Here is a 26894-nt window from a genome sequence, read left to right on the forward strand (position 1 = left end):
TGGGACGATAAATTTTATTGTCTTGAATTTTTCTTCATTGGTATTTCCTGATTTAAGCGTCAATTCACGACTTGATTCTTGGGTTAAAATGCATAATTTCACTATAGCTCTGCTAAACTAGCAGCCATCCATAAAATGATGAGTGAAAATGAGTTTAGCCAACCTGATTGATGAATTAAACCCTCAACAAAAACAAGCTGCTACGACTGAAACAAAACATAGTCTAGTTCTTGCTGGGGCAGGTTGTGGCAAAACCAAAACCATTGTGGCACGAGCTGCATATCTCATTGATCAAGGCATTCCTGCCAATCAAATCCAAATTTTGACATTTACCCGCCGTTCTGCCAGTGAGATTGTAGCGCGGGTAGAGCTTGCTTTAGGTGATCAGGCCAAAGGGTTACGTGCATCTACATTTCATACCTTTTGCATGTATTTACTTAGACGTGTGCCAAAAGCTTTTGGATTGGATCAATTTTCGATTATAGATCGTGATGATCAATTGATGTTGTTCCGTTTGATTCGTGGAAAGGATGATAAAAAGAATCCCAACGCCTTACCCAAACCACAACAGCTTTGTGATTTATATTCCTTTGCACGTAATACTCGGCAAAAACTAAGTTTGGCTTTAGAAAAGCAACTGCCTGAGTTTTTAGACGATAAAGATCAAATCGCAGAAATCATGAAAGAGTACGAAATCCGTAAGCGGGCACGTAGTTTTCTAGATTACGATGATATTCTCGCCGTGGTTGCGTCTGCTTTGGCACAGTCCGATGGTTTAGCGGATTATGTTGCGGGCTTATGTCAGTACATGCTGGTTGATGAAATGCAAGATACCAATCCTTTGCAGTGGGCAATTCTTGAACCATTAAAAGATAAAACATCACTGTTTTGCGTGGGAGACGATGCACAGTCGATTTATGGTTTTCGTGGTGCGGATTTTGAAAATATCCACCATTTTAAAGAGCGTGTGCCAGATGCAGAGATTTTCAAATTAGAAAAAAATTATCGCTCTACTCAAGAAATTTTAGATTTTTCAAACTGGTTACTCGATCAAAGTTCGATTCATTACGATAAAAAACTTGAAGCTTATCGTGGTGATGGGATTAAACCGCGAATGCATGTTTTTCCAAATGAGTTTGATGAAGCAAAATGGATCGCGATCGACATCAAAGAACGGCATTTATTGGAAGGTTCAGCTTGGAATGACCACATGGTGTTGGTGCGTTCAGCCTTTGCTGCACGGCATATCGAGGCTGCTTTTATCCAAGCCAATGTTCCCTACCGATTTATTGGAGGGATGAAGTTACTTGAAACAGCACATGTTAAAGACTTACTGAGCTTATTGCGTGTTATTGCCAATCCATTGGATGATATTGCGTGGATGCGGTTTTTAACCTTATGGAATGGCGTGGGTGATGTTGGTGCGAGTAAGCTGGCGCAACAACTCTTACTTGATGCAGATATTGAAAAAATTACAGAAAAATTAGAAAAGTTTGGGCGCATTCCTGACAATACATTGCTGATTATGAAGCAAATGAGTGTGCTAAAAACGGAAGTTGAAGCCTGTGTAAAACTCGGTGTAGAGGCTATTCTCAACCAACTTGAAGAAAATTATGCCAAAAAAGATTGGCATAAACGTGTGGGGGATTTTGATCTGGTCAAGCAATTGGCGTCTAAACATACTCAACTGAGCGAGTTCTTAGAAGAATATGTACTTGACCCTGTTTCAATCAGTGAAATTGAGCGTCAGTCACAAGATGATGTGGTGACTTTAATTACCATCCATTCTGCTAAAGGGACAGAACAAAAGGTTTGCTATGTGGCAAATGTATCCGCAGGGCAATACCCAAATGCACGCGCACAAGGCAATTTCGATGAAGTTGAAGAAGAGCGCCGTGTACTTTATGTGGCTTTAACACGCGCCCAAAATGAACTTATTCTAACCAAACAAAATTTAAGTTTTTGGGCACATACGCAAACAGATGAACAAGGTCGTAAGGTTGAAAGTTATTTTCTCAATGATTTAACTCGAAATTTATGTAGCACAGAAACCCACTATAGACAGCGAGAGCAAACTGTAAAAAGTGCCTTAATCGAGCGTCGGGCGATTAATTTAGATTTTGGTATAGATCTAGATTAAACTATAGCAATCGTTTTTCATTCAAAAAGTAGGTAGGCGAGTGCTTTTTGATGTTTTTTGCCTCGTTTATATTTTAAGGTTGTGAGATGAAAATTTTAGTTCGTAATTTAGAACGTACTGTAACTGAAGCTGAATTGTTAGAGTTATTTAAGCAATACGGTACAGTAGATACTTGTACTTTAGTACTTGATGCGGCAACAGGTAAATCGAAAGGTTTTGCTTTTGTTGAAATGCCACATGGTAGAGAAGCAGTTAAAGCGATTAAAGGTTTAAATACCTTGCGCTTACATGGTCATGGAATTCGTGTAAAAGCAGCGGAAGATAAGCCAGAAGCATAATTGGCAGATATTCTAAGGAGCATTTATTGCTCCTTTTTTTATTTTAGTATTTAAATGATCTCGTCAAACCATGATAAAAATAAAAACTTAAATTGATATTTTTGCAAAAAAGAGCGCTATCTATTTTATTGACATACAACATGGATAAAATTCATTGTGATTTTTGTTCAATAAAGATTAAGCTAAGACTGTAAAGAATGCCAAAATCTTAGGGAACTTCCATGTCACGTGTAGCTCGCTTTCATGCAGACCGTACCAATCAAAAACTTTATTTTGCTCGTCTTGCATGTATGCAGGGAGAACAAACTGAAAATGTTCAACAAGCTCAAGCACATCGTGAAGCAGCAGTATTTCATTTACATGGCGCGGTTTTAGCATTTCTGCAAGAGTTGGTACGTTATTACCGTTTAAATGATTTTTCCCCAACCTTAAAGTCAATCGAAGAAAATATGGCGGCTAAAGGACAGGTCTCACCAGAAGTTTTAGTGATGCAAAAATTAGCCAAAGAAGGATTTATTGCTGAACTCAAAAGAGCATATCGACTTTGTCAATATGCACCTGAACCAAGTGCGCCAGAACCAGAGGATGAAACATCATCAAACTTAATTATTAAAGTGACGCAAACACCACAAGCTTGGTTGCCTGATACAAAGATTTTAAGAGAGTGGCACCGAGATTTATCGCAACTTATTGATGGTTTTCGTAATGAAATGGTTGAATTCTGATCTTTTTGATCAGATATACTTGAAATTTTGTTTTAAATGACTATATAAAATATCTACAAGATGCAAAGTGCATTCAGCACCTTGCCCCATGTTGAGCATGGAGGATTTATGTCTATCGAACAGTTAAAAGAGTTATTTGGAAATCAGGAAGCTATTTTGGAGTTGGTACAGCTCGAAAGTGGGGAGCTGGCACTGCGTAATGCAGGTTCTGAAAAAGAGCCATTGGTCACTATTCAATTTAATGAAGAAGTGAAAGCACTACTGGGTGATCAAACACCAGCGATTGCACAACAGATGATTCAGGCTGCATTATTTGCGTTACTTGAAAAACAGGCAGATGAATGGCATGCTGAAGTTGTTGATGAACAACCAAAATTTATGAGCTAGTGATTTCATTTATTCTAGAATAAATACAATAAACGCACTTTCGAGTGCGTTTTTCTTTGTAGGCAAATAACCTGACATACGCAAATGGCGTCAAATTCTAGAAGTTTTAAATCTTTTGTTAGATGGGGTGATGATCCCCCATCCAACATGGTTATCGATACCATTACATAATGGAAGCATCACGACTTTCCAAGGTCTACAAAGAACAGTCGTGTGGTTTTAGCTGCCTTTTAAAAGATCTACGTTTTAAAAATGAGCCGAATTCAATGTGTTGGTTCATGATGATGAGCAATTTGGATCTGGTTTAAAATATGATTACTCATGTTTTTCGCCATTTCCTCTTTTGCATAATAGACTTCACCGACATTGTCTTTACGGATCACTTCAGCTTCTTCTTTATTTTCAGCACAGACTAACACTTGAATTTCTGGATTAAGCAGCTTGGCTGTATCGACAATTTTATGAATATCTACAATATCCATCGGTGAAATCACCAATAGTCGTGCATGTTGGATATGGGCTTGAATCAATACACTGGGTTCAGTTGCTCGGCCAGAAACTGCAGCGATGCCTTTTTCACGCAAATTTTCTACAATTTCACGGTTTTCTTCAGCGATGACCACTTTGATGCCATCATCCATCAATGTTTTGGTAATACGACGTCCGACTTCACCATGACCAACGATCACCACTTGATCACGTAAATAGGCTTGATCAACTTCATCTGGAAGCATTGCCAATGGATCACCGCTACGCTCAAGTAAGCGCGCCAAATGCGAACGTTCACGGATCCAGTTTTGTACAGGTTCGATCGCAGAAAATAGAAATGAATTGAGGGTGATAGAAAATAAAGCACCCGCTAAGATTAAGTTTTGCGCTTCAGGGCTAAGTAATCCTAGTGACAAGCCTAAGGTTGCCAGAATAAAGGAGAACTCTCCAATTTGTGCCAAACTGGCGCCGACTGTTAATGCTGTATTGATGGGATAACGGAAAAATAACACCAATGCCATGGCAGCCAGCGTCTTACCAATCATAATAATGGCAATGACTGCTAAAATATGCAGAGGCTGTTCCACAATAATACGTGGATCAAATAACATTCCGACAGAAACGAAGAACAAAATCGAAAAAATTTCGCGTAAAGGTAAGGTTTCTTCTTCTGCACGATGACTAAAATCTGACTCTTTAACCACCATTCCGGCAAAGAACGCTCCAAGTGCCATAGAAACACCGAAGATTGCGTATGAGCCATAAGCAATTGAAACTGCTGCTGCGACCACGGTTAAAGTAAAAAGCTCTCTAGAACCTAAACGTGCCACATATTGCATAATCATTGGCACAAGACGTTTCCCAATGATGAGCATAAAGGCGATAAAACCAGTTACTTTTAACAGGGTAATGCCGAGTGTTAACCAGATGTTTTGATCAGATTCATGTCCTGCAATAGGATGTCCGCCTAAAAGTACGGCTGTTGCAGGCAGTAGAACCAAGACTAAAACCATGACCAGATCTTCGACCAGCAACCAGCCAACGGCAATCTTACCATTCACAGAGTTAAGCAGTCCCTTGTCACCTAATGCTTTGAGTAAAACCACCGTACTTGCACAGGATAAACTTAAGCCAAAGACCAGTGCAGAGCCAAAGCTCCAGCCCCAAAAGATGGAAACTGCCATACCCAGTAATGTCGCAACTGCGATTTGTAAAATTGCACCAGGAAGGGCAATTTTTCGGACTTGCATTAAATCGTTGAGGGAAAAATGCATCCCGACACCGAACATCAAGAACATGACGCCTAATTCAGCAAGCTGATTGGCCAGCGCGATGTCTGCAACAACACCTGGGGTATTGGGACTGATGATAATTCCCGCAATTAAATAACCAATCAAAGGTGGCAGGCGTAATCGTGCAGCGATATAGCCAAAGATCAGGGCTATACCAAAACCAACTGCAAGTAAAATAATCAGATCTACATCATGAGGCACTAAATACTCCTTAAATCTTCAGGAGAAATCATTCAAAAAATCATTTCTTAAGGTAATGACTTTGTATAAAGCCATATAAAATGCACAATCAGTGCCAAATTCGCTAAAGAGTTTAACAAGTCGAAGAAAAAAAAGGCAAAAAAAACGACCCAAATGGATCGTATTTTTTAAGAAAACTAAAATTATTTAATTTTAGCTTCTTTGAAGATTACGTGTTGACGGATTTTTGGATCAAATTTTTTGATTTCCATTTTTTCCGGCATAGTACGTTTGTTCTTAGTAGTGGTATAGAAATAACCTGTACCAGCAGTAGAAACTAAGCGAATTTTATCACGCATGGTTCAGACTCCTTAGATCTTTTGACCTTGAGCACGAAGGTCAGCAACAACCTTTTCAATGCCCAATTTGTCGATAATACGCATACCTTTAGTGGTTAGACGAAGACGTACAAAACGTTTTTCGCTTTCTAACCAGAAACGGTGGTGATGCAGGTTCGGCTCGAACCGGCGTTTAGTTTTGTTGTTGGCGTGTGAGACGTTGTTACCAACGACTGGACGCTTGCCGGTAACTTGGCAAACCTTAGACATGGTGTAACTCCATTGATTTAGCCAACAGCAAATCTGTATGGCCAGTCAAAATAAAACGGATTGAATTCATTCAAGGGGCGTTTTATACCAAAATTCCGCTTAAAAGACAAGCGGAATTCGTCAAAACGCAACATGATCTAATTTGATAGATCATGCCTTGATCAGTTAGCGTAAGAAAGTTTTCTCTAAAATCTTATTTAGGGCTTTGTCATAAGGCGCTAATATGAATTTTAAGCTAAATAGCTTAGGAATAGACATTACTGAACGCTCATGTGATAAACCAAAGAAACCTTCTGGGCCATGATATTTGCCCATGCCAGATGCACCAACGCCACCAAATGGTAAATCGTCTTGTGCGACATGGGTAACTACGGCATTTTGACCGAAATGCCCAGAATGGGTACGTTGAGAAACGTATTCTGCGCGGGCATTGTCAAAGTCGAAATAGTATAAAGCAAGTGGACGCGGTCTGCCATTAATAAAGTCAATTACATCGTCAATTTGATCATATTCCATAATCGGAAGCACTGGACCAAAGATTTCATTCTTCATAATGTCCATTGTCGGTAGAACACCTGTTAAGAATGTTGGGGCAATTTTACGTACACTCGCTAATTCTTCATTTTGAGGATTGATTTCAATCAACTCAGCGCCTTGTTGACGTGCATCCTCTAAATAACCTTGAACACGGTTGTACTGCTTATCGTTGATGATGCTGGTGTAATCTTGATTATCACGAATCGTCGGGTACATTGTTGTTGCAGCTTGTTTAAAGCTTTCAATAAACTCGGCAGTTTTTCCTCTAGGTAGGAACATATAGTCTGGTGCTACACAGGTTTGACCAGAGTTCCATAATTTACCAAAAGCAATACGTTCAGCGACCAAATTGAGATCACTTGAAGGGTGTACGATTACAGGTGATTTACCACCAAGCTCAAGAATAACAGGCACTAGATTTTCGGCAGCAGCAGACATCACCGTTTTACCGACATTGGTAGAGCCAGTGAAAATGATTTTATCGAATGCTAAATGTGAAAATGCATCCGAAATTTGACCACCGCCATTCACCACAGCAACCAATTCTTGTGGAAATGCTTCTGAGAGTGCATTTTCAAGTACGAAGCCAAAATTAGAAGATGAACTTGAAATTTTGAGTATTGCGTGATTTCCGGCAGCCAGTGCACAAATCAGTGGACCAACAGAAAGCAACAGAGGATAGTTCCATGGTGCAATAATTCCAATCACACCTAAAGGCTGATATTGCACCCAAGCTTTGGCTGGTTGGTGTAAGATAGACACATGGCGCTTAGATGGTTTCATCCATGCTGTTAAATGCTTGCTATAATATTTAATTTGTTCTAAACATGTGAGTAGTTCACCAATTTTAGTTTCGCTGATTGAACGATTGCCGTAGTCTTGATTGATTGCTTCTGCAAATTGATCTTGGTATTTTACCAGAACTTTCTTTAAGCGAGCTAAACGTTCAATACGTTCCTTTGCTGTAGGAACAGGGTAGCGTTGATAAGCGACTTTCTGTTGTTCAAGAATGTCATGCATACGTTGAACTTCAGGTGAGTAAGAAGTCATTGAATTTGTTTTTGTATGACTGTTCATGACAAACACCATTTACGAATAGGTTAATATAATATAATTTTTAGAGTAAATACTCTAAATAGTCAAGTCACTTTATGTTAGCTTGTGCTAACGGTTAAAAATGGTAATAGGATGTCGAGCTCCAAAACTTTGAAAACGAAAGACCGAATTTTGCAGATTAGTCTGCAACTTTTTAATGAGCGCGGCGAACGTGCAGTTACAACGAATCATATTGCAGCAGAGCTTGGAATCAGTCCTGGAAATTTGTATTATCATTTTCGAAACAAACAAGAAATCATCAAAGAATTGATGGAACAATACCAAAAAGAAACTTTAGATATGCTGTCATTACCCGATGACCGTGGAGTCAATGCGAATGACAAAATCCGTTATTTCCAAGTTTTAAGCAGTCAGCTATGGGAATATCGCTTTCTACATCGTGATGTTTATCATTTAATTGAAAATAACGACGACTTTAGAAAAATTTATCCTCGCTTTGCTGGCAAGGTCATGCAACAAGGGCAAAAAATTTATCATGCCTTTGTTGAAGCGGGACTGATGCAGATGACACCTTCTGAAATTGAAGCACTTATCATCAATATTTGGATTGTCCTGACCAACTGGACCAACTTCCTATATATGTCTGGGCATTTAAGTGACTCCAACCATTTAGATGAAAAATGGATTTGGCAAGCATTGCGCCAGATGGTGTTTTTAGAAGGTCCTTATTTACGTGGTGAAAGTCGTGAAACCTATGAACGTTTGCTAGAAAGCTTCGGTTCTTCGGAATTATTTGCCAGTTTATCTGCGGTAAAACGCGATTGATGCTGAATCAAGATTGAAAGCTGATGAAAAAGCGTTAAAATATTCGGCTGTTTTTTAAATTAACTTATAAGTGATATCCATCAACATGAACATGACTACTGCCAACACAGCACGTCTACTGATTACTTGTGAAGACAAGCCAGGAATCGTGCAAGCTGTATCGAGCTTTTTGTATCATCAGGGCGCGAACATTACTGCGCTTGATCAATACGCAACTGAAGCTCAGGGCGGGCGTTATTTTATGCGTGTTGAGTTTGAACTTGATCATTTGCAATCCCGTCGTGAGAGTCTCATTCAAACTTTCGCAACCAATGTGGCTGAACGTTATAGTATGCATTGGCGTTTAGCTTTGGTGAGCGACATTAAAAAAGTCGGTATCTTGGTGTCTAAAGTTGACCATGCTTTGCTTGAGTTGTTGTGGCGCCATTCACGTGGTGGCTTACCTTGTGAAATTACTCAAGTGGTTTCAAACCATGAAGACTTACGCGAATCAGTAGAAAACTTTGGTATCCCTTTCTATGTGGTTCCAGTCAACAAAGAAAATAAACGTGAAGCCTATACAAAGATCGATGAGTTAATGCAAGGGAATGATTTACTGGTTCTCGCGCGTTATATGCAAATTCTCGATGAAGAGTTTGTACAAAAGTGGGAAATGAAAGTGATCAATATTCATCACTCATTTTTACCTGCTTTTGTGGGGGCAAATCCATATAAACAGGCTTATGAAAAAGGCGTTAAATTGATTGGTGCAACAGCGCATTATGTGACGGCTGATCTGGATCAAGGCCCAATCATTGAGCAAGATGTAGAACGAGTAAATCACGATTTTACTGTGGATCAACTGCGTGAATTAGGCCAAGACGTTGAACGTAACGTACTTGCTAGAGCGGTAAAATGGCATCTAGAAGACCGTATTATTGTCGATGGCAATAAGACTGTTGTTTTTCAATAACATGTGAATATTCATTTAATATGAGTCGTAAAAAAGGATGCTTTATGCATCCTTTTTTTATTTTTAATTTGTAAAATCGATTAAAAACATTGAAAAACCAGTTGCAAATGAAAACACTTCTCATTTATCATTGTTGCACTTTAATTGTTCTATCCGATGAGCTTAATCTACAAACTGAATAATTTTTTGTAGTTTGCTCAATTTTAGGTATTTAGATTCTTATGAGTCAGTCTTCCATTGCACCACTTCAAACGCCACCACCGATGAAGAAAAAAGTCCTTGCTGCAGTGTTAGCAGTTGTTGTCGGGCACGTAGGTGTGTTGTGGGGGGTAAGTCATATGAAACCATTTGAACTGCCTCAAATAAAGAAAGAACCTTTAAAAATCAAATTTTTAAAGTTAAAAGAAGATGTTCCACCGCCGCCACCTCCTCCATCTGAACCCATCAAACCTAAAGTTCAACCGAAACCTATAGAGAAGAAAGTTGAGCCTAAACCTGTGGTTAAGCCAAAAATCATTGAGCAGAAAAAACCTGTAGAAAATGATGATCGGGCAAGAAAACTTGAAGAACAAAAGCGTTTAGAAGAGCAACAGAAGCAGGATAAGGCACGTCAAGATGAGCAAAAACGTCAAGATGATCAGAAGCGTGCGGAACAGCAGAAACGTGAACAAGATGAACGTGATCGTCAAAAACGTGAGCAAGATGAGCGCGATCGTCAACGTCGTGATCAAGAGCAAAGAAACACACCGCGTAATGTAAACGAAGGTCAGGTGTCTTGGAGTCGTAGTCCACGTATCGCAAAAGAGCAATTACTTAAACTGATGTCTCCAGAAGATGGAACAAAAGTTGTGAATCTAGAAATTACTGCGGATGCGGGCGGAAATATTACCAATGTCCGTATTCTTCAATCTAGCGGTAATTCAAGTTTAGATAGTTATGTTGTTAAGCAGACTCAATCTGCAAAATTTAAAGCTTATAGAGAAAATGGTGCGGGTGTACCATTTAAAATTAGGCAAGATTTTGCATTGTCGGTCTCTAAAAAGTAAATAATTTTTTTAAGAATTAGGAAATGTGCATATGAACTTTTCAGTTTATTGGCAACATGCTGATGCGGTCAGTAAGACACTGTATTTCGTGTTATTGGCAATGTCTATTGCAACGTGGACTGTGTTCATTTTGCGTATTCTAGGCACGCGTCAACTCAAGCAGGTTGCTCAGGATCACCTTGCTCAGGCTTTAAAAGCATTAAAAGCCAAGCTTGCGCCATTAAGCTTTGATCAACGTAAAGCGGTTGCAGAACAAGCGTTACTACGTCAAATCTCAGCAGAAAAGGCCAATGCTGAAAAAGGTGTTTCAGTTTTAGGAACGATAGCTTCACTTGCACCATTTGTTGGTTTATTTGGTACAGTATGGGGAATCTTCCATGCACTTGTTGCTGTAGGTAAAAGTGGTCAAGCAGGTTTAGCTCAAGTTGCAACGCCAGTTGGTGAGGCATTGATCATGACCGGTCTAGGTCTTGCTGTTGCGATTCCAGCGGTATTGGCATATAACATTTGCGTACGTTTTAACCGTACATTGTCAAATGAGTTGCAAGATCAAGCACATGGTTTGTTAATTGATACGATGTTACAACAAGATTCTTCAACGCAAAAAGTTGAATCTGAATCTACCAATAAAGGTTTAGTTGGAGGTCAAGCTTAATGGCTTTTCAATTGGGAGAAGACAACGATTCTGGCATGAATGAGATGAACCTCATTCCGCTGATCGATATTATGTTGGTATTGATGATCATCTTCTTGGTGACAGCAACCGTTGCTAACCCATCGATACCATTAACTTTACCAAAGACCACTGCTGAAGTAATCGCGCCTCCACCTGAAGCAATTACCATCAGTATCAATCAGAATGGCGATGTGGCTTGGAATGATAAAGTCATCACTTTAGATGAATTGGCTAAACGATTTGATGAAGAAGGTCAAAAGCCAGTAAAACCAGCTGTACAGTTAAGAGCGGATAAAGAATCTCGCTATGATACCGTTGCACAAGTGATGTCTCGTGCAAGTGAAGCAGGATTAAATGATCTTGCCTTTATGAGTGATAATTAATTTAAATAATTACAAATATTTTAAAACCTCCTTTTAAGGAGGTTTTTTTATGTTGATATTTTGGCTATTGGGTTAGTTCAGTGTTATTGCATAAAGCGAAGTATTTTCAATGATCTTAGTCTTTTAAAAGATCTTGAAATTGGCTATGGAGTTTGAGCAATTTTGGTGGAATGGCAAAATTACAATAACCTTGTGCAGGATTACGGGCAAAGAAGTTCTGATGATATTCTTCGGCAGGATGGAAGGTGGGTGCTGGACTGAGTTCAGTCACAATATTTAAGCCATCTGCTTTGAGCTGCTCAATAAATTGTTCAGATTCAAGTTTTTGCTGTTTATTGAAGTAATAAATCACCGAACGATATTGTGTTCCAATATCATTACCTTGGCGGTTTAATGTGGTTGGATCATGAATTGCAAAAAAAACCGTGAGTAATTGTTGATAATTGATTTGCTGTTCATCAAATTCAATCAAAATCACTTCAGCATGATTGGTATCCCCATTACAAATTGCTTCATAAGTTGGATTGGGAGTATGCCCGCCAGCATAACCACTGACAACGTGATTGACACCTTTGAGTTGTAAAAATACGGCTTCGGTACACCAAAAGCAGCCACCACCAAATAGAGCCTGTTGCATGTGAAGATCCCTTTATTTTTAAATTATAGAAAAGACGAAACGATGCCAAAGATCATATCGTGAACTTGCTTAGTTTGCCATATAACCATTTAAGCATAGGTACAATAGCTGTTTGATTCACTAAACAGATCTGTTTAAATTGTTGCAAAATTTTAAAAGCGTAATCTATTCGAATTGCTGTAAAAACTTAAGCTTTTCTATTTAAGGTGAACCAAAAGACATTCAACGGAATGCCTTCTATATTCATGAGAATTTATTCGTCGTCTAATAAATCCATTTGTTTTGCAATTTGATAGAGGTTATTTGAACGATTGCCTGTACGACAAAACATAAGTACTGGTTTTGGAAGCTCGTTAAAGCGGTTGGCAAAGGTTCTGACATCAACTTCTGTGATTTGACCAGCAACGACAGGTAGAAATACATAGTCCAAACCTGCAGCACGTGCAGCTTCTTCAATTTGAGCACTTGTAGGCTGTTCCGTTCCGCCTTCCAAATCTGGACGATTATTGATTACAGACTTAAAGCCTTTTTCTGCCACTTGAGCAATATGTTCTGGACCAATTTGACCAGCAAAACCAACATTTTCACTCATTTCGTCACTCCTATATGATTTAAAATCCAATATGCTATATATAATAGCATTAAGCTCAGAACTGAGTTTGAACGATAAAAGATTTATAAAAGAAATATCTATAAAAGATAACGCAATGGAGTGTGTATGTACGCATATACAGTTGAACCACTATATATTCCCATTGGACAAGAAGTCATAGCGGCGGATTTTTATCGACCTAAAAATCTAAAAAAACCTGCTGTTATTATTATGGCTCATGGATTTGCATGTTTAAGACAATTTAAGTTGGTGAGCTATGCGCAAAAAATTGCACAGGCAGGCTATGCGGTTGTACTGTTTGATTATCGTTTTTGGGGAGGAAGTACAGGCTTTCCTCGTGAACTGATTTCATTGCAAAATCAGTTGGATGATTGGAAAACTGTGGTCAGTTATGTTGCAACACAAAAGAAAATTAATCCAAAAAAAATAGTGCTTTGGGGGACCTCTTTGAGTGGCGGCTATGTACTAAACCTTGCAAGTGAGCTAAAAAGTGTCCAAGCCATTATGGTGCAAGTGCCTTATGTGGATGGAGCAGAAACGGCAAAATTGTTTCCAATTCAACAGTTACCCAAGGCATTAAAAATATCCAGTCAAGATTATATGGGGGCAAAAGTAGGTATGCTTCCACGAACCTTACCTGTAGTACATCCCTTTGATTTATGCTTTATTCCGACCAAAGATAGTTATAACGGCTATATGTCGATTGTAAATCCAGACTACTTTTGGAGTGGGGAAGTTCCAGCACGGGTATTTTTTAATTTAATTCGTTTTAGACCAATTCAGACCGTCAGAAGTATTAATATTCCTGTGCTATTTATTGCAGCTAAGAAAGACAGTTTTATCCCGATTGAATCTAGCCGAGAAACGGCGACAAATATTGCACCTTTTGTGCAATATCATGAATGGGATATGGCGCATTTTGATATTTATCATGGGAAATGGTTGGAAAAATCAATTTTGACCCAATTAGAGTTTTTACATCAACATATTGGAGTGAGCTAGATGATTATTGTATGTCCATCATGTGGCGCAAAAAACCGAGTTCCCGAAGATAAACTAAATGCTCAACCCACTTGTGGTCAATGTCATCAAAATTTGATTACACTTGCTCCTATTGAGTTAAATGAACAAAATTTCAGTAACTATGTCAGCCATAGTGATTTGCCAATTATGATTGATTTATGGGCAGAGTGGTGTGGTCCTTGTAAAATGATGGCACCGCATTTTGCTGAAGTTGCAAAAAATAACCCCCATGTGGTTTTTGCTAAAATTGATACTGAAGCGAATCCACGGTTAAGTAGTGCATTTAATATTCGCAGCATTCCAACCTTGGTTTTAATGAATAAAACCACGGAAGTTGCTAGAATAAGTGGTGCGTTACGTGCTAACCAATTACAAGAATGGTTAGATCAACAATTGAATGCCCATAAGTAATTCACGGGCTCGGAGTTATTGTGTCAGATTCTCATGTAAAACCTGAAGGTACACTGTCTTTACAAACCATCGCAATGCCAGCAGATACAAACTGGAGTGGTGATGTTTTTGGTGGTTGGATTGTTTCACAAATGGATTTGGCTGGTGCAATTCATGCAGAACGCTTTAGTAAAGGGCGTTGTGCAACGATTTCGATTAATCAGATGACTTTTCTTGTTCCCGTAAAAGTGGGGGATGTGATCAGTTGTTATACCAAGCTTTTAAAGGTCGGTAATACATCGATCCAAATGCAGATTGAAGTTTGGGATAGTCATGACAGTTCTCGTGCTGCCAAACGTGTGACTGCAGGTGTATTTACTTTTGTTGCTGTAGATGTTGCGGGAAATAAACGCCAAATTCCTGAAGATGTAAAGCAGAAGTATTTAGCTTCGCAAAGTGCTTAAATGCTCAAGATCAAAAAATCCCAACATTGTTTGGGATTTTTTTTATGGAATAGGCGCTTAGATCGTTTGATTTAAATATTGTGTTAAAACATGGTATTGCTGTTGGCGCTTGATTCTGGAACAGCTTGTTGTACATCCCAGTGTTCAACAATTTTTCCATTTTCGACTCTAAAGATATCGACAATTGCAACACCGCGATCTTGTGGATTTTGAGCTGAATGAACGTGTAAAAACACTAAATTTCCTTCTGCGGCAGCACGTTTGATTACACTTTTTGCTTCAGGATTTTTTTGGAAATACTGGGTAAAGTGATTTACAAAGGGCGCTTTACCATCTGGAACACGCGGATTGTGTTGAATATATTGGTCACCAATATAACGATCTGCATATGCTTTAACTTGATGCTTTTGAAATACACCTTCATAAAAATCAGTCACAATGGTTTTATTTTGTTGCGCTTGTTGGGTGGTTGAATTCGCTGCTAATGTGTTGCCCGTTGCAGCAGTAGCAACGTGACTTGGAGTTTGGGCACATGCAGTGAGAAACAAAATAGGGCTTAGAATGAGGCTGAGTGTAATAATTTTTCTTGGCGTAGCTGATCTCATGGTTATTCTCTATAGTTCAAATCTCAATAGTTCAAGATGGTGGTGGAAATAACACCATCTTGATGAGTAAATAAGCATGAATATAGTGAATAATCGTCACTCATTATTTGTACTTTGGTAAATTTTATACTAACTAAACAGTAAGTTTTATTTACATTTGCAGATTTGTATTTATTTCTTTTTTAGGCGTTCTTTTGACACCCAAGCCCACACCATTTGGCATTCTACAGGCTCTTTTCCAGATTCATCCATAATGGTGACTGGAACCAGCGTTTCACCTTTTTCAGAGCTTTGCATTTCTAAAATTTGTTCTTTGCTCAATGTCGCTGTTGCTGTCATATCACCTTTAGATGGTCGTTTATATTCAATATGCATGCTTTTGATCAAGACAATTGAACTATCTGGAACATTCATACCTGTGACAAAGCCTGTTGCTGTTTCAGCAATCAGCGCCATTGCAACAGCGTGTAATTGCCCAATATGGTTTTGCATAGCACGGTGGTTTTTAATTTCCACCACAACTTTTGAATGACTGACTTCTAGGTACTTAATATTGGCTGTGCCCACCATAGGCACAACTCGACCAAACGCCTTACTCCAGAGCGTACTACGAATGCCTTTAGGGAATTTAGAAGTCGCTTTCACAAGTTTAGATAAACGGTTGGTCTGAGTCATGTCTTAACCTATAGTGTTGCTAAAGACCTTAGTCTTTGAAGTTATTAAATTGTAAAGGTACACCGAATTGTTGTTCTTTTAAAAATGCCATAACTTGCTGTAATGTATCGCGCTTTTTATCAGTTACACGTATCTTGTCACCTTGGATAGAAGATTGCACTTTGACACCACTTTCTTTAATGGCTTTATTAATTTTTTTTGCGGTATCTGAGTCAAGTCCATCTTTAAGCTTGATCACTTGCACAATATTTTTACCTGAAGCCGTCATTTTTTGTGGATCAAGGGCTTGAATATCGATTTTACGTTTAAAGAAATGATTTTCAAGCATGCTATAGACTTGTTCACACTGGAAATCACTTTCAGTTGAAATTTTAATTTCTTTGGCTTTTTCATTAATTTCGATTGAAACGTCCTGACCACGGAAGTCAAAGCGTGTCGCAATTTCTTTTTGTGTGTTTTGAACAGCATGATTTACTTCAAAAATCTCTAATTCTGAAACAATATCGAAAGATGGCATAGTTTAGACCTTTACAAATGGAAAGAATATCTGAGATGCTAGGGATGTTTTCTTCATTTGCCAAGTGTTGTTTACATCAAAGGAGTGCACAATGATCCGTAAATTAGAAATTACAACATTTGAGTTCCCAGAAAATGCAGTTATCTGGGATGTTCGTGATGCAAAAGCCTTTGCCGAAGGCCATGTAAAAGGGGCTGTAAATCAGCCTATAGATGGTTTAAGTGCTGAGAGCTTGACTCAAGTGAATTCGGATCAGTCCATTTACATTTTATGTGGTGGTGGAAGTAAAGCGCCTCGAGCTGCTGAAAAATTAGAGAGTTTAGATGATTCTCGTGATTACGTTGTACTTATGGGGGGAACACGTGCAGCACGTGATGCAGGTCTCCCATTAGAACAGGGTTCATAAAAAAGCGCCGAAAGGCGCTTTTTTATTACGATAATCAATAAAAAAGAATCATGATTGAATCGGTTTAAAATAAGGTTTTTTGGCTTTTACTTTCTTTTGAAAGCGGTTTGGATTTAATTTTTGCAATAAATTTTGGGGAATCGGGCAAGCTTGATTTAGGACCAAAGCCACCAATATTTCACTACACAAGGGCGCAAATAAAAAACCTTTAGAGCCCAGCCCAGAAAATGTATAAACCTCTTTCTCAGCTTCAACTTTTCCCAGTAATGGAAAATAGTCCAGACTTTGGGCTCGTACTGAAGCACGTCCGTGCCATTCATCCACTTTGCAGAGTGATTCTGCGTATTGTGGAAACACACTGTGGATAAGTTCATAGTTATGCACATGGTCTTCAAGCAAAACTTCAGTGTCATCACGATTGGGATAAAAAGAAGCACCTAAAATCAAATGCTGCTCATCAAGCTGCATGCAGTAGCCACCATAACTGTAGGCATATTGCGGATCTAATCGGTGTTTAACATTGTTGAGCCAACTGACTTGTCCACGGATCGGTTTGAGTATCGGGAACTGCTCAAAAAAAGCATGGCTTTCCTTGGCACAACAGACAATCACATGATCAAAATCACCAAGATCTGCGTGCTGGCTATTTTGTAGTGTTAATTGATGATGATTCGATTGAACAATACTATGAATGTGAGCATGTTTAAATTGAATCAGTGGATGTTCAAGGATTTGGTCTTTGAGTTGCTGGGGATAAATTGAACCCGCTTGAGTGAGCTGTAAACTCTCAAGTGTAGTTTGTGGCTCTAAAGCATCTGCTGTTTGAGCTTTGAGTAAACCTTGAGGATATTGTGCTGCTAAATCCAATAAATGTTCAGCATTTTTTTGTGCTAATTGTTGAACGGCAATAGGACGAAAAGCCTGAAATTTTGGATAGTGCTGTAGGGCATGTTGCCAAGCCAAGGTCATTAAATGTTCCGAAGTTTGCTCGATAGGGCATAGTTTCGGATTTAATAAGGCCAGAGGATTACCAGAAGCACCTGCTAAAGGCGCTGATTGGTCGTAAATCGTAACTTGATGTCCTCTTTGGGTAAATCCCCATGCGCAGCTTAAACCTGCAATTCCAGCACCAATGATGGCGATTTGGCGTTGATTGAAATTATTTTGATTTTTCCGTGTTTTTTTTTGAATATTTTGCGCTGCAAGGTCCATTGACTGTGATTGATTTTCTTCGACTGCTTGCTCAGATGGATTCCAAATGGCTTTTAGCATTTCACGTTTATGACCAAAACCACGCGGACGTGAAATAGTGATTCCATGCTGTTTTAGACCCCGTTTAAGCACACCTGCCACGCTGAATGAGGCAAAAGTTGTTCCAAAATCTGACAGTCTGACAATATTGTTTAAAACTTTGTCTTCCCACATGTCTGGATTACAAGAGGGGGCAAATCCATCTAAAAACCATGCGTTAACTTGTTGGGTTTTAACCATTGCTGGAAATACATCATGTGCATCACCTAACCAAAGATCAATTGAAAAACGTGCTTCTGGAAAGCTTAAACGGTGACAACCAGCGATGGGCAATGGATAGTGTTGAATCAACTGATCAGAAAATTGTTGAAGTTCAGTCCAGACCTTTAACGCACGGGTTAAATCCTGTTTAGACAAGGGGAACTTTTCTACACTGATCACATGTAAGTGGCTGTGATTATCTGGACGAACATTGTGCCAAAGTTGCCACAATGCCAAAATATTTAATCCTGTACCAAAACCAGTTTCACCAACACAGAAGTATTCAAAATCATCTAAATCTGCAAGTCGTGTTGAAAGATCATTACCATTCAAAAATACGTGTCGGGTTTCAAGTAACCCGTTGTCTTTAGAAAAATAGACATCACCAAATTGTTTGGAAATTGGAACTTCAATTCCATCAATACATTGCCAGTCTAAATCGGCAGTTTGAATGGCATTTGACAAAGCAGATTACCTTTTGATAATTAAAATGAAAAAACCTGACATTTCGCAGTATCAGGTTATAGCATGAAACTTTTTAAGCGTAATGTCGAAGCAGTGGCTTACCACTGGCGACGACGTTTGGTATAGATATAGCTTGCGATTAAAAAGCCAAGTAAAACACCAACAGCAATGGTCGCAGCACCATATAAGAACATTTGCGCACTTTGTTCACTTTGTAGAACTTGAACTTGTACACCCAGATTGTCATTTTTGAGTTGTAATTCTTGGTTCTGTGAAAGGGCTTCTAAATTGGCCTTTTCAAGTTGCTGTAAACGTGTTGCTTGGTCTTTAACCAAAGCTTTAGCTTTGGCATCTTGAGATGCTTTTTCTTTGCTAATTTGTTCAGCTGTTAACGGTTTATTTTCTTGTGCTTGCGCCTGTGTTTGGGTACTGGAATTTGCGCCTGCTACAGCAGGAATAATACTCGGTTTTGGCGGTGCAACAGGTTGGGCCGCCTGAGTAGGCGCTGCCGTCGTTGCTTGAGTCGCTGAAGATTGAGTAGGCTCAGCCGATACAACAGGTGATAAAAGTACAAAAGAACTTAAAGTCAGGCTAAGTAAGCTTTGGACGACAACGCGCATTATGTTATCCCTTAGGCAATGCTTTATTGAATGGTTTAACATCAATATGACTATAAATCCCTTCTTTTAAGAAAGGTTCGTCTTTTAACCATTCATCCAAAGCTTCACGGCTGTCAAAATCGAGAATTAAAGTACTGCCATAAAAACCTGCTTGTGGATTTTCACGATCAATCGGCATCGCCCCAGCCACGATGACACGGCCTTCAGCATCTAACTTCTCTAGTCGAGCTAAATGTTGTGGGCGTACAGCAAGACGTTTTTCTACTGTACCTGCTTGATCTGTACACGTAATTACAAATAATGGCATGATATTTCTCGATTTTCTAAAACACTTTATTCATCGGTAGATTTAAAGTGTTTTCGTAATATAACAAACTGGATAATAATAAAGGAAAACATGACGATCATGTCACCAAATGCTGTAAATTCACCCCAATATTTTCCACCTGCAAATAAAAATGCGAAGAAAATATGTAAACAAGACATGACAATGAACATTGCAGCCCATGCAAAGTTTAGATTTTTCCAGCCTTTTTCAGTCAGGTTTAAAACAGGACCAAATAATCTTTGAATGAGTGGCTTCTTTTCTTTACCAAAATAGGGAGAGAGTAAGAACGCGCCAGCAAAGGCTAAATTCAAAATTGCAGCTTTCAGGCGAATATAGAAGTCATCACTCAACATTAAGGTGATTCCACCAAAAATGACGGTCATGAACAAAACAAACCATTGTTGTTTATCCAGACGGAATTTTTGGAAAATGAATAACGCACCATAGACCACAAGCATTGAAATAATCAGACCTGTAGTTGCAACAAGAATGTTGTTGTTATTTACACCACCTGCTGAGCCGATCAATTGTAATAATGGATGATCGGTGTTTTTAGGATCAACCGTTTTGTATAAATAAAAGAAAATTATGAGGGGCACAAAGTCTAAAAGTGCTTTCATGTTAAAGTATCTAGTCTGTTCAGGTTGATGGGATAGTATAAAAGATGCAAGGCATAGATTTACATACTCACAGTAATATTTCTGATGGGACTCTGACGCCAGAGTTATTGGTTCAAGCTGCCATCGAGAAAAGCATACATACACTTGCATTGACGGACCACGATAGCATGGATGGCTTAATACAAGCTGAACAATTTGCAAAAAATCAACCAATTCAAATCATTTCAGGTGTAGAAATCTCTAGTCAATGGTCCAGACCAGAGACTAAAAAAAGTTATGGTGTGCATATTGTTGCGCTCAATATGCAAAATCCTGAACCATTACAACAGCTTTTAACGCAACAGAAGAAAATTCGTGCTGAGCGAGCCAAGCAAATCTGTGATCTGCTAATTCCTTTGATTCATCAGGATATTTATGCAGAAGTTGTGGCAAAGGTAGATGGTGAACCTGATCGGATTACTCGGACGCATATTGCCAAGACCCTTGTAGAAAAGGGTTTTGTTCAGCGCGCACAGCAGGCGTTTGATAAATACATTAAGGAAGGTAAAAAAGCCTATGTGAAATTTGATGGTTTAGGTTTAGCAGAAACCATTCAGGTGATTCATGAGAGTCAAGGTTTTGCAGTATTGGCACATCCAACACGTTATGATCTATCAGCAACAAATACCCGTTATTTAATTGAAATATTTGCACAATATGGTGGTGATGCTGTTGAGCTTCCACCCGCAATGGAACCCGCTTCAACACGACAAATGGTCGATCGAATGATTGCTGAACACGGTTTAAAAGTCTCTGTGGGGAGTGATTTCCATGGTGACAATATGCCTTGGATTAAATTAGGCAATATTCCACGTGTCAAAGAAGGGCAAGTTGGGATTTGGGAGAGTTTCCGATAATACACCATGATGATGTATTCAAATACTTAGATTTTGAATGAGATCAGTTTTTTGAAAGTCATCTCATTTGAATGAAACAAAAAATCCCTCTAGAGCAGAGGGATTTGGAGTTGATTATAAAATCAACTTTCTTTAACAGTATAAGGATTTTCAAAGCCTAGTTTTTTCAAGATTTCAATTTCGAGTGCTTCCATTTCTTCAGCATCATCATCAGAAGTTTCATGGTCATACCCCATTAAATGTAAGGTGCCATGAACCAGCATATGAGTGAAATGCTCAATCGGTGTCTTTTGTTGTTCAATCGACTCTTGTAAAACCACGGGAATGCAAATGACTAAATCACCGATGGGTAATGCATCGAGCATGGGTAAAACTTCTTCAGGAATTTCACTTGGAAAAGACAATACATTGGTGGGTTTGTCTTTTTCACGATATTCAAAATTTAATTTGTGACTTTCATCTTCATCAACACACGCAATTCCGATTTCACAATCTTGGTCTACATCAATATGACGTAGTGTTGTTTCAATGACTTTTTTTACATAGACACGTTTGAGCACCAATTCTGGTGCTTCAAACGCTTGTTGTAACGATAAGCTAAGTTTCAAAAACAGTCCTTAAACATTTTCCTGATTTGCAGCAGTATGTTCCTCATGTTGAGCATCTGCGGCAGAATCATTTTCAGAAATTAAGGCTTCTTGACGTGCTTTACGTTCTGCACGTGCTTCAGCACTTAAACGGTATTGTTCACTGTCCCATCCTTCATAAGCCTCTACAATTTTTTGTACCAGCTGGTGACGAACGACATCACGGGAATGGAAGCGAGTGATGTGAATTTCTTTGATCTTTTCGATGATACGCAATGCGTGAGCAAGACCAGACTGTTGCCCGCGTGGTAAATCGACCTGTGTAATATCCCCAGTGATCACTGCACGAGAACCAAAACCTAAACGGGTCAAAAACATCTTCATCTGTTCAGGGGTGGTGTTTTGTGCTTCATCGAGAATTACAAAGGAATGATTTAATGTACGACCACGCATATAAGCAAGCGGTGCAACTTCAATCACTTGGCGCTCAATCAGTTTTGCAACTTTTTCAAAGCCAAGCATTTCATACAATGCATCATAAAGCGGGCGTAGATATGGGTCGATCTTTTGGCTTAAATCGCCCGGCAAGAAACCGAGTTTTTCCCCAGCTTCAACAGCAGGGCGAACCAAAAGGATACGTTGAATTTCATTACGTTCTAGCATATCTACCGCAGCAGCGACTGCAAGATAGGTTTTACCTGTACCTGCAGGGCCGATTCCGAAAGAAATATCGCTTTGTAGAATACGTTGTACATAACGTTTTTGATTGGCACCACGAGGGTTGATTCGACCTTTACGCGTTTGCAACCAGACATCATCTAAACCGGTATGCTCATTGTCTGAAAGGTCGTCTTGTAACTCACGGTCAGTTTGGCTGCCTTGAATCATCAAATGAATCGTATCAGCACTGATTTGCTGAGAGAGTTCAGCTTCTGCATGCAAACGCTGCAATAAACCTTCAGCTCTCTCAACGGCTTCTAAATCACCATCGATATAGAAGTTATCGTTGCGATGAGAAATGTTGACATTTAAACGTTGTTCGATTTGTTTCAGATGACCGTTATAAGCACCTAACATGCTTTTTAAACGTTCAACTGAAATACCTGGAAAAGCTACTGTACGTCGAATCGCTGCAGTCAAGAGATATCCTTTTTTAAAGTAAAGTCTATACCCTTACATTACGCCACGTCAGGCTCAAGATTCAAGAGTTCTCCATAAACTAAATTTAGGGTCTTAATCTCTGTAACCTCAATCTCTGCAAAGCGTCCGACCCAAGAGGCGTCACCTACAAATGTTACTAAACGTGTATTGTCAGCTGTACCGACCAATAAATTTGGATCTTTATTAGAAACATTTTCAACCAGTACACGTTGAATGGTACCTAACATCGCATCGGTTTTACGAATACTTGATTGCTTAATCCAGTGTTGAACTTTAGCTAAACGTTCTTTCTTGACTGCATCAGAGGTGTCATCAGGTAATTCAGACGCTGGTGTGCCAGGACGTTTTGAATAAACAAAACTATAAGAATGATCAAAGTCTAAATCTTGGATAAACTGATAGGTTTCTTCAAAATGTGCATCAGTTTCACCAGGGAAGCCGATGATAAAATCTGAAGATAAATGCATATCTGGACGAGCTTTACGCAGTTTGGCAATTTTTTCGATATAGACATCAATGGTGTGGTTACGCTTCATCGCTTGTAACACATCATTTGAGCCACTTTGTACTGGTAAATGCAGATGTGAAACCATTTGTGGCAGGTCACGGTAGCATTGAATCAAATCTTCATTAAATTCGAGCGGATGGGATGTTGTATAACGTAAACGACCGATTCCTGGAATTTCTGCAACCAAACGCAATAAATCTGCAAAGGTACAAATTTCACCTTCAAAAGTTTCACCACGATAGCCGTTTACATTTTGTCCTAAAAGGCTGATTTCGCGAACGCCTTTTTCAGCCAAACCAGCGATTTCTGCCAAGACATCATCCAAAGGACGAGAAACTTCTTCACCGCGAGTATAGGGAACCACACAGAAAGAACAGTATTTCGAGCAACCTTCCATGATTGAAACAAATGCTTTGTAACCTTCAACACGCGGTTCAGGTAAAAAGTCGAATTTTTCAATATCAGGGAATGAAATATCTACGAGTTTAATTTTGTCTTTCTTCGGCTTTTCAATTTGCTCAACATGCTGATCTAGCATTTGCGGTAAACGGTGCAAGGTTTGAGGGCCAAAAACCATATCGACATACGGTGCACGTTTTTGAATATTGTCGCCTTCTTGAGAAGCAACACATCCACCAACACCGATGACGAGATCAGGATTTTTTTCTTTTAATTTGCGCCAGCGACCCAACTCAGAAAATACTTTTTCTTGGGCTTTTTCTCGAATTGAGCAGGTATTCATTAACAGGATATCTGCGTCACTTGGATCTTTGGTTAAAATATAACCGTGTGAGTCACCTAAAAGATCTGCCATACGATGACTGTCATACTCATTCATCTGACACCCTTGCGTTTCGATATACAGTTTTTTTACTGCACCGTCGGCTGGGGTGTGCTGTGGCTGGGTTACAGTGTTTTCTGAGGCAGCTTTGGCACCATTGGGAATGAAGGTTTGAACCGTCATGGAGGCGTCTTTCCTATGAATAAAGGGAATTTTGAATGTGTACTAAGCCTGCTATTTTAACAGACTCATAAAAGGCGCGCCATTTTATAGCATTTAGAGTGAACTCAGGAAAATATTTAGCGGCTATTGCCATTTATTGGATTGTAGGGCATTGAAAATGAAAATTATGAAGAAAAAATAGAGAACAATATTAATGATGAATCATAAGGTTACATAACACAACAGTAGAAATGGATTAGAATAATTAAACTAGGCACAAATAAGTGCATCAGTATGTTAAAGGCACATCATGCAGGTTGAGAGAAAAACGGTGTTAAAGCAGCAACTTAAGCAAAATAAATTAAAACTTTACCTTTTAGGAACAGTTGCATGTACAAGCCTGCAAGTGGCCCATGCTGCTGAAGAGCAGTTTAATGATGCTTTACGTAATGCAAATAATCCAAGTGCTTTAGAACAATATCGTTCTTCAATGCAAAATGATGCTTTGGGCTATTATCCTGAGTATTGGTCACTGAATTCAAATCTCGCTTTTCAACCTTCTGCAAATATTATTAGCTTTGCGCAACGTTATCCTCAATCGGCGATGGCGGAAAAGTTGGCTGCGGATTATGTCGAAGAGAAGGTTAAACAAGCAGATTACGCCAGCGCGCAACCTGTATTGCAATATGTCTCTAATCCAGATCAAGCAGAACGTTGTGCCGTTGCTCAAGTTCGTGCGAAAACTGGTGACGTTTTGGTCTATGCTGAATTTAAAGATGTTTGGTTGGCAACCAACTCTCAACCTGAATCATGCAATGGTTTAGGTCGCATGATGCTTAGCAGCCCACTCATGACCGCACAAGATCGCCAACAACGATTATATGCACAACTGAGAGCAGGGCAGTCTGGTCTAGCCATCGCTACCGCACAAACGATTGGCGTTAATTTATCGTTAACCCAATTGAACCAAATCCAAGCCAATCCATTAAATTATTTATGGTCTGCACCCAAAAACAATGTAGAAGATTATGCTTATTTGGTTTATGCACTGGGTCGTGCAGCAGATACGGATTTAACCAGCGCTTTACAGTCGGTACCTAAGTTGGTTCAGGGTGTACCAGCGGATGTGCAAAAATATATTTATCGTACTGTCGGTTATATCGGCGGAACGACCGTTATGAAAAATAATTTTAATCGTGAAGTACTGCAAAATTTTGATGCAAGCTATGGTGCGCCATTTAGTGCAGAAGAAGCAGAAGTTTATGCACGACAAGCCATTCGATTTGGGGCTTGGGAAAGTGTGATTCGTGCAATAGACAGTATGAGCGTGACACAAAAGCAAGAAGACCGTTGGCAATATTGGTTGGCACGTGCTTCAGAACAACGCAATGATGCACAATCTAAAAGAACCGCCAAAGATATCTATCAACGATTGGCAATGTCGGGTGATGATTATCATAATTTGCTTGCCAAAGATCATTTGGGGCAAAAATATAATGATAGCCCTGCCAGAGAACAGCCTTCAACTGATGATCAGCAACGCTTAAATAGCGATATTCATTTCCGTCGTGCATTTACTTTACGAAATATTAATGCGCCTGCAACTTATACCAATAGGGAATGGAACTGGGCGGTACGTCAGGCATACTTAAAACATGATGATGGGTTGCTGCTTGCTGCGGCAAAACGTGCAACTGATATGGGCTGGTATGATCGTGCAATTTACGCAGCAGAACGTACTGAGAAAAAACATAACTATGTTTATCGTTATGCCACACCTCATCAGTCGTTGGTGGTGAGTCATAGCCGTAATGCGGGTATTGATCCAGCTTGGGCCTATGGTTTAATGCGCCAAGAAAGTCGTTTTGTGACTGCTGCTCGCTCACATGTTGGTGCAGGTGGTTTGATGCAAATCATGCCAGGCACTGCAAAGTTGGTGGCAAAACAAATGGGTGAAACTTATAATCCTGCTGCACTCAGTGATGCCAATACCAATATTCGCTATGGTACTTTCTATCTGTCGATGATTCATGGTCAATTAAGCAGTAATCCTGTCTTGGCAACCGCAGGGTATAATGCTGGGCCAAATCGCGCGAAACGTTGGCAGCCAGATTATCAAAATCTTTCAGCAGATCAATATACAGAATCTATTCCTCTGAATGAAACACGTGACTATGTAAAAAATGTGATGACCAATGCAGCACATTATGGAATCTTGTTGGGACAAGGGCCTCAAGCGATTGAAAGTCGTATGCCTGTTATTCCAACCCGTATTTCACAATAAAACTAT

31 protein-coding genes are annotated in these 26894 nt (G+C 39.3%); 15 read left to right on the plus strand and 16 right to left on the minus strand.

Annotation, left to right across the window (positions count from 1 at the left end; all coding sequences use genetic code 11):
* Positions 1-148 precede the first annotated feature (148 nt).
* The 4 genes from ACZ5QH_RS02400 to ACZ5QH_RS02415 all read left to right on the plus strand — a co-directional run bounded on the left by ACZ5QH_RS02400 (position 149) and on the right by ACZ5QH_RS02415 (position 3590).
* The gene (locus ACZ5QH_RS02400) at positions 149-2140 is read left to right on the plus strand and encodes an ATP-dependent helicase (protein WP_303577470.1); all 1992 of its coding nucleotides are present in this window, start codon (positions 149-151) and stop codon (positions 2138-2140) included.
* An 86-nt stretch (positions 2141-2226) separates the two neighbouring features.
* Positions 2227-2478 carry an RNA recognition motif domain-containing protein gene (locus tag ACZ5QH_RS02405; protein ID WP_004718014.1) on the plus strand — a complete coding sequence of 84 codons (252 nt, stop codon included), beginning with the start codon at positions 2227-2229 and terminating at the stop codon, positions 2476-2478.
* Positions 2479-2699: 221 nt separating this feature from the next.
* Entirely contained in the window at positions 2700-3203 is a 504-nt protein-coding gene (locus ACZ5QH_RS02410) for a DUF6586 family protein (protein ID WP_004718012.1), read from the plus strand.
* 108 nt (positions 3204-3311) lie between these two features.
* Positions 3312-3590, plus strand: a complete 279-nt coding sequence (locus ACZ5QH_RS02415) for a hypothetical protein (protein ID WP_004718010.1) — start codon at positions 3312-3314, stop codon at positions 3588-3590.
* Positions 3591-3853: 263 nt separating this feature from the next.
* Here ACZ5QH_RS02415 and ACZ5QH_RS02420 read toward each other — a convergent pair whose 3' ends face one another.
* The 4 genes from ACZ5QH_RS02420 to ACZ5QH_RS02435 form a co-directional block, all read right to left on the minus strand.
* Complete coding sequence (locus tag ACZ5QH_RS02420; RefSeq protein WP_004718008.1) at positions 3854-5572, minus strand: cation:proton antiporter; 1719 nt, start codon at positions 5570-5572, stop codon at positions 3854-3856.
* Positions 5573-5754: 182 nt separating this feature from the next.
* Complete coding sequence (gene rpmG, locus ACZ5QH_RS02425; RefSeq protein WP_003654787.1) at positions 5755-5910, minus strand: 50S ribosomal protein L33; 156 nt, start codon at positions 5908-5910, stop codon at positions 5755-5757.
* A 12-nt stretch (positions 5911-5922) separates the two neighbouring features.
* Positions 5923-6159, minus strand: a complete 237-nt coding sequence (rpmB, locus tag ACZ5QH_RS02430; protein WP_000048256.1) for a 50S ribosomal protein L28 — start codon at positions 6157-6159, stop codon at positions 5923-5925.
* A gap of 165 nt (positions 6160-6324) precedes the next feature.
* On the minus strand, positions 6325-7773 hold the full coding sequence (locus ACZ5QH_RS02435; protein ID WP_016539261.1) for a coniferyl aldehyde dehydrogenase: 1449 nt from the start codon (positions 7771-7773) through the stop codon (positions 6325-6327).
* 111 nt (positions 7774-7884) lie between these two features.
* On the opposite strand from ACZ5QH_RS02435, the gene ACZ5QH_RS02440 reads away from it, so the two are divergent.
* The 5 genes from ACZ5QH_RS02440 (at position 7885) to ACZ5QH_RS02460 (ending at position 11634) form a co-directional block, all read left to right on the plus strand.
* On the plus strand, positions 7885-8577 hold the full coding sequence (locus ACZ5QH_RS02440; protein ID WP_034611676.1) for a TetR/AcrR family transcriptional regulator: 693 nt from the start codon (positions 7885-7887) through the stop codon (positions 8575-8577).
* Between the two features lie 85 nt (positions 8578-8662).
* Complete coding sequence (gene purU / locus ACZ5QH_RS02445; protein ID WP_016539263.1) at positions 8663-9529, plus strand: formyltetrahydrofolate deformylase; 867 nt, start codon at positions 8663-8665, stop codon at positions 9527-9529.
* A gap of 221 nt (positions 9530-9750) precedes the next feature.
* Entirely contained in the window at positions 9751-10575 is an 825-nt protein-coding gene (locus ACZ5QH_RS02450) for an energy transducer TonB family protein (RefSeq protein ID WP_004818828.1), read from the plus strand.
* Positions 10576-10606: 31 nt separating this feature from the next.
* Positions 10607-11230, plus strand: a complete 624-nt coding sequence (locus tag ACZ5QH_RS02455) for a MotA/TolQ/ExbB proton channel family protein (protein WP_004818829.1) — start codon at positions 10607-10609, stop codon at positions 11228-11230.
* Positions 11230-11634 (plus strand): ExbD/TolR family protein, encoded by a 405-nt coding sequence (locus tag ACZ5QH_RS02460; protein ID WP_004717995.1) that lies wholly within the window; start codon positions 11230-11232, stop codon positions 11632-11634. Before ACZ5QH_RS02455 ends, ACZ5QH_RS02460 begins: the two co-directional genes overlap by 1 nt.
* 115 nt (positions 11635-11749) lie before the next feature.
* Here the strand turns inward: ACZ5QH_RS02460 and msrA are convergent, their stop codons facing one another.
* Both msrA and ACZ5QH_RS02470 read right to left on the minus strand, forming a co-directional pair.
* Complete coding sequence (gene msrA / locus ACZ5QH_RS02465) at positions 11750-12271, minus strand: peptide-methionine (S)-S-oxide reductase MsrA (protein ID WP_303577471.1); 522 nt, start codon at positions 12269-12271, stop codon at positions 11750-11752.
* Between the two features lie 253 nt (positions 12272-12524).
* A complete protein-coding gene (locus ACZ5QH_RS02470; RefSeq protein WP_209828087.1) occupies positions 12525-12863 on the minus strand; it encodes a protein tyrosine phosphatase family protein in 339 nt (112 codons plus the stop codon).
* 126 nt (positions 12864-12989) lie between these two features.
* Here ACZ5QH_RS02470 and ACZ5QH_RS02475 point away from each other — a divergent pair, with 126 nt between their 5' ends.
* From ACZ5QH_RS02475 to ACZ5QH_RS02485, 3 genes are all read left to right on the plus strand, one after another.
* A complete protein-coding gene (locus ACZ5QH_RS02475) occupies positions 12990-13886 on the plus strand; it encodes an alpha/beta hydrolase (RefSeq protein ID WP_004818832.1) in 897 nt (298 codons plus the stop codon).
* Complete coding sequence (trxC, locus tag ACZ5QH_RS02480) at positions 13887-14318, plus strand: thioredoxin TrxC (protein ID WP_303577472.1); 432 nt, start codon at positions 13887-13889, stop codon at positions 14316-14318.
* A gap of 74 nt (positions 14319-14392) precedes the next feature.
* Positions 14393-14761 carry an acyl-CoA thioesterase gene (locus ACZ5QH_RS02485; protein WP_154130156.1) on the plus strand — a complete coding sequence of 123 codons (369 nt, stop codon included), beginning with the start codon at positions 14393-14395 and terminating at the stop codon, positions 14759-14761.
* Positions 14762-14844: 83 nt separating this feature from the next.
* On the opposite strand, the gene ACZ5QH_RS02490 is transcribed toward ACZ5QH_RS02485, so the two are convergent.
* From ACZ5QH_RS02490 to ACZ5QH_RS02500, 3 genes are all read right to left on the minus strand, one after another.
* Positions 14845-15366, minus strand: coding sequence for a nuclear transport factor 2 family protein (locus ACZ5QH_RS02490; RefSeq protein WP_209828083.1), 522 nt, complete (start codon positions 15364-15366; stop codon positions 14845-14847).
* A gap of 171 nt (positions 15367-15537) precedes the next feature.
* Positions 15538-16041 (minus strand): DUF4442 domain-containing protein, encoded by a 504-nt coding sequence (locus ACZ5QH_RS02495; protein ID WP_004717985.1) that lies wholly within the window; start codon positions 16039-16041, stop codon positions 15538-15540.
* Positions 16042-16069: 28 nt separating this feature from the next.
* Positions 16070-16558 carry a YajQ family cyclic di-GMP-binding protein gene (locus ACZ5QH_RS02500; RefSeq protein ID WP_004717983.1) on the minus strand — a complete coding sequence of 163 codons (489 nt, stop codon included), beginning with the start codon at positions 16556-16558 and terminating at the stop codon, positions 16070-16072.
* A 91-nt stretch (positions 16559-16649) separates the two neighbouring features.
* Here ACZ5QH_RS02500 and ACZ5QH_RS02505 point away from each other — a divergent pair, with 91 nt between their 5' ends.
* The gene (locus ACZ5QH_RS02505; RefSeq protein WP_004717980.1) at positions 16650-16964 is read left to right on the plus strand and encodes a rhodanese-like domain-containing protein; all 315 of its coding nucleotides are present in this window, start codon (positions 16650-16652) and stop codon (positions 16962-16964) included.
* 48 nt (positions 16965-17012) lie between these two features.
* Here the strand turns inward: ACZ5QH_RS02505 and mnmC are convergent, their stop codons facing one another.
* The 4 genes from mnmC to ACZ5QH_RS02525 form a co-directional block, all read right to left on the minus strand.
* Positions 17013-18941, minus strand: a complete 1929-nt coding sequence (gene mnmC, locus ACZ5QH_RS02510) for a bifunctional tRNA (5-methylaminomethyl-2-thiouridine)(34)-methyltransferase MnmC2/FAD-dependent 5-carboxymethylaminomethyl-2-thiouridine(34) oxidoreductase MnmC1 (protein WP_303577473.1) — start codon at positions 18939-18941, stop codon at positions 17013-17015.
* Between the two features lie 98 nt (positions 18942-19039).
* Entirely contained in the window at positions 19040-19561 is a 522-nt protein-coding gene (locus ACZ5QH_RS02515; protein WP_004717976.1) for an SH3 domain-containing protein, read from the minus strand.
* Between the two features lie 4 nt (positions 19562-19565).
* Positions 19566-19868: a YciI family protein gene (locus ACZ5QH_RS02520; RefSeq protein WP_004717974.1), complete on the minus strand. Its 303-nt coding sequence runs from the start codon at positions 19866-19868 to the stop codon at positions 19566-19568.
* 26 nt (positions 19869-19894) lie between these two features.
* Positions 19895-20509, minus strand: coding sequence for an inner membrane-spanning protein YciB (locus ACZ5QH_RS02525; protein ID WP_004717972.1), 615 nt, complete (start codon positions 20507-20509; stop codon positions 19895-19897).
* 44 nt (positions 20510-20553) lie between these two features.
* Between ACZ5QH_RS02525 and ACZ5QH_RS02530 the strand changes: the two genes are divergently transcribed.
* Positions 20554-21405 (plus strand): PHP domain-containing protein, encoded by an 852-nt coding sequence (locus ACZ5QH_RS02530; protein WP_034611696.1) that lies wholly within the window; start codon positions 20554-20556, stop codon positions 21403-21405.
* Positions 21406-21527: 122 nt separating this feature from the next.
* Here the strand turns inward: ACZ5QH_RS02530 and ybeY are convergent, their stop codons facing one another.
* From ybeY to miaB, 3 genes are read right to left on the minus strand one after another with little or no spacing between them, the layout of a single operon-like run.
* The gene (gene ybeY, locus ACZ5QH_RS02535) at positions 21528-22013 is read right to left on the minus strand and encodes an rRNA maturation RNase YbeY (RefSeq protein WP_004818840.1); all 486 of its coding nucleotides are present in this window, start codon (positions 22011-22013) and stop codon (positions 21528-21530) included.
* Positions 22014-22022: 9 nt separating this feature from the next.
* A complete protein-coding gene (locus tag ACZ5QH_RS02540) occupies positions 22023-23132 on the minus strand; it encodes a PhoH family protein (RefSeq protein WP_004717967.1) in 1110 nt (369 codons plus the stop codon).
* A gap of 38 nt (positions 23133-23170) precedes the next feature.
* Complete coding sequence (gene miaB, locus ACZ5QH_RS02545) at positions 23171-24625, minus strand: tRNA (N6-isopentenyl adenosine(37)-C2)-methylthiotransferase MiaB (RefSeq protein WP_004717965.1); 1455 nt, start codon at positions 24623-24625, stop codon at positions 23171-23173.
* 289 nt (positions 24626-24914) lie between these two features.
* Between miaB and ACZ5QH_RS02550 the strand changes: the two genes are divergently transcribed.
* Entirely contained in the window at positions 24915-26888 is a 1974-nt protein-coding gene (locus ACZ5QH_RS02550) for a lytic transglycosylase domain-containing protein (RefSeq protein WP_303577474.1), read from the plus strand.
* Positions 26889-26894: the final 6 nt, after the last annotated feature.

It is taken from the genome of Acinetobacter sp. Ac8, assembly GCF_055392545.1.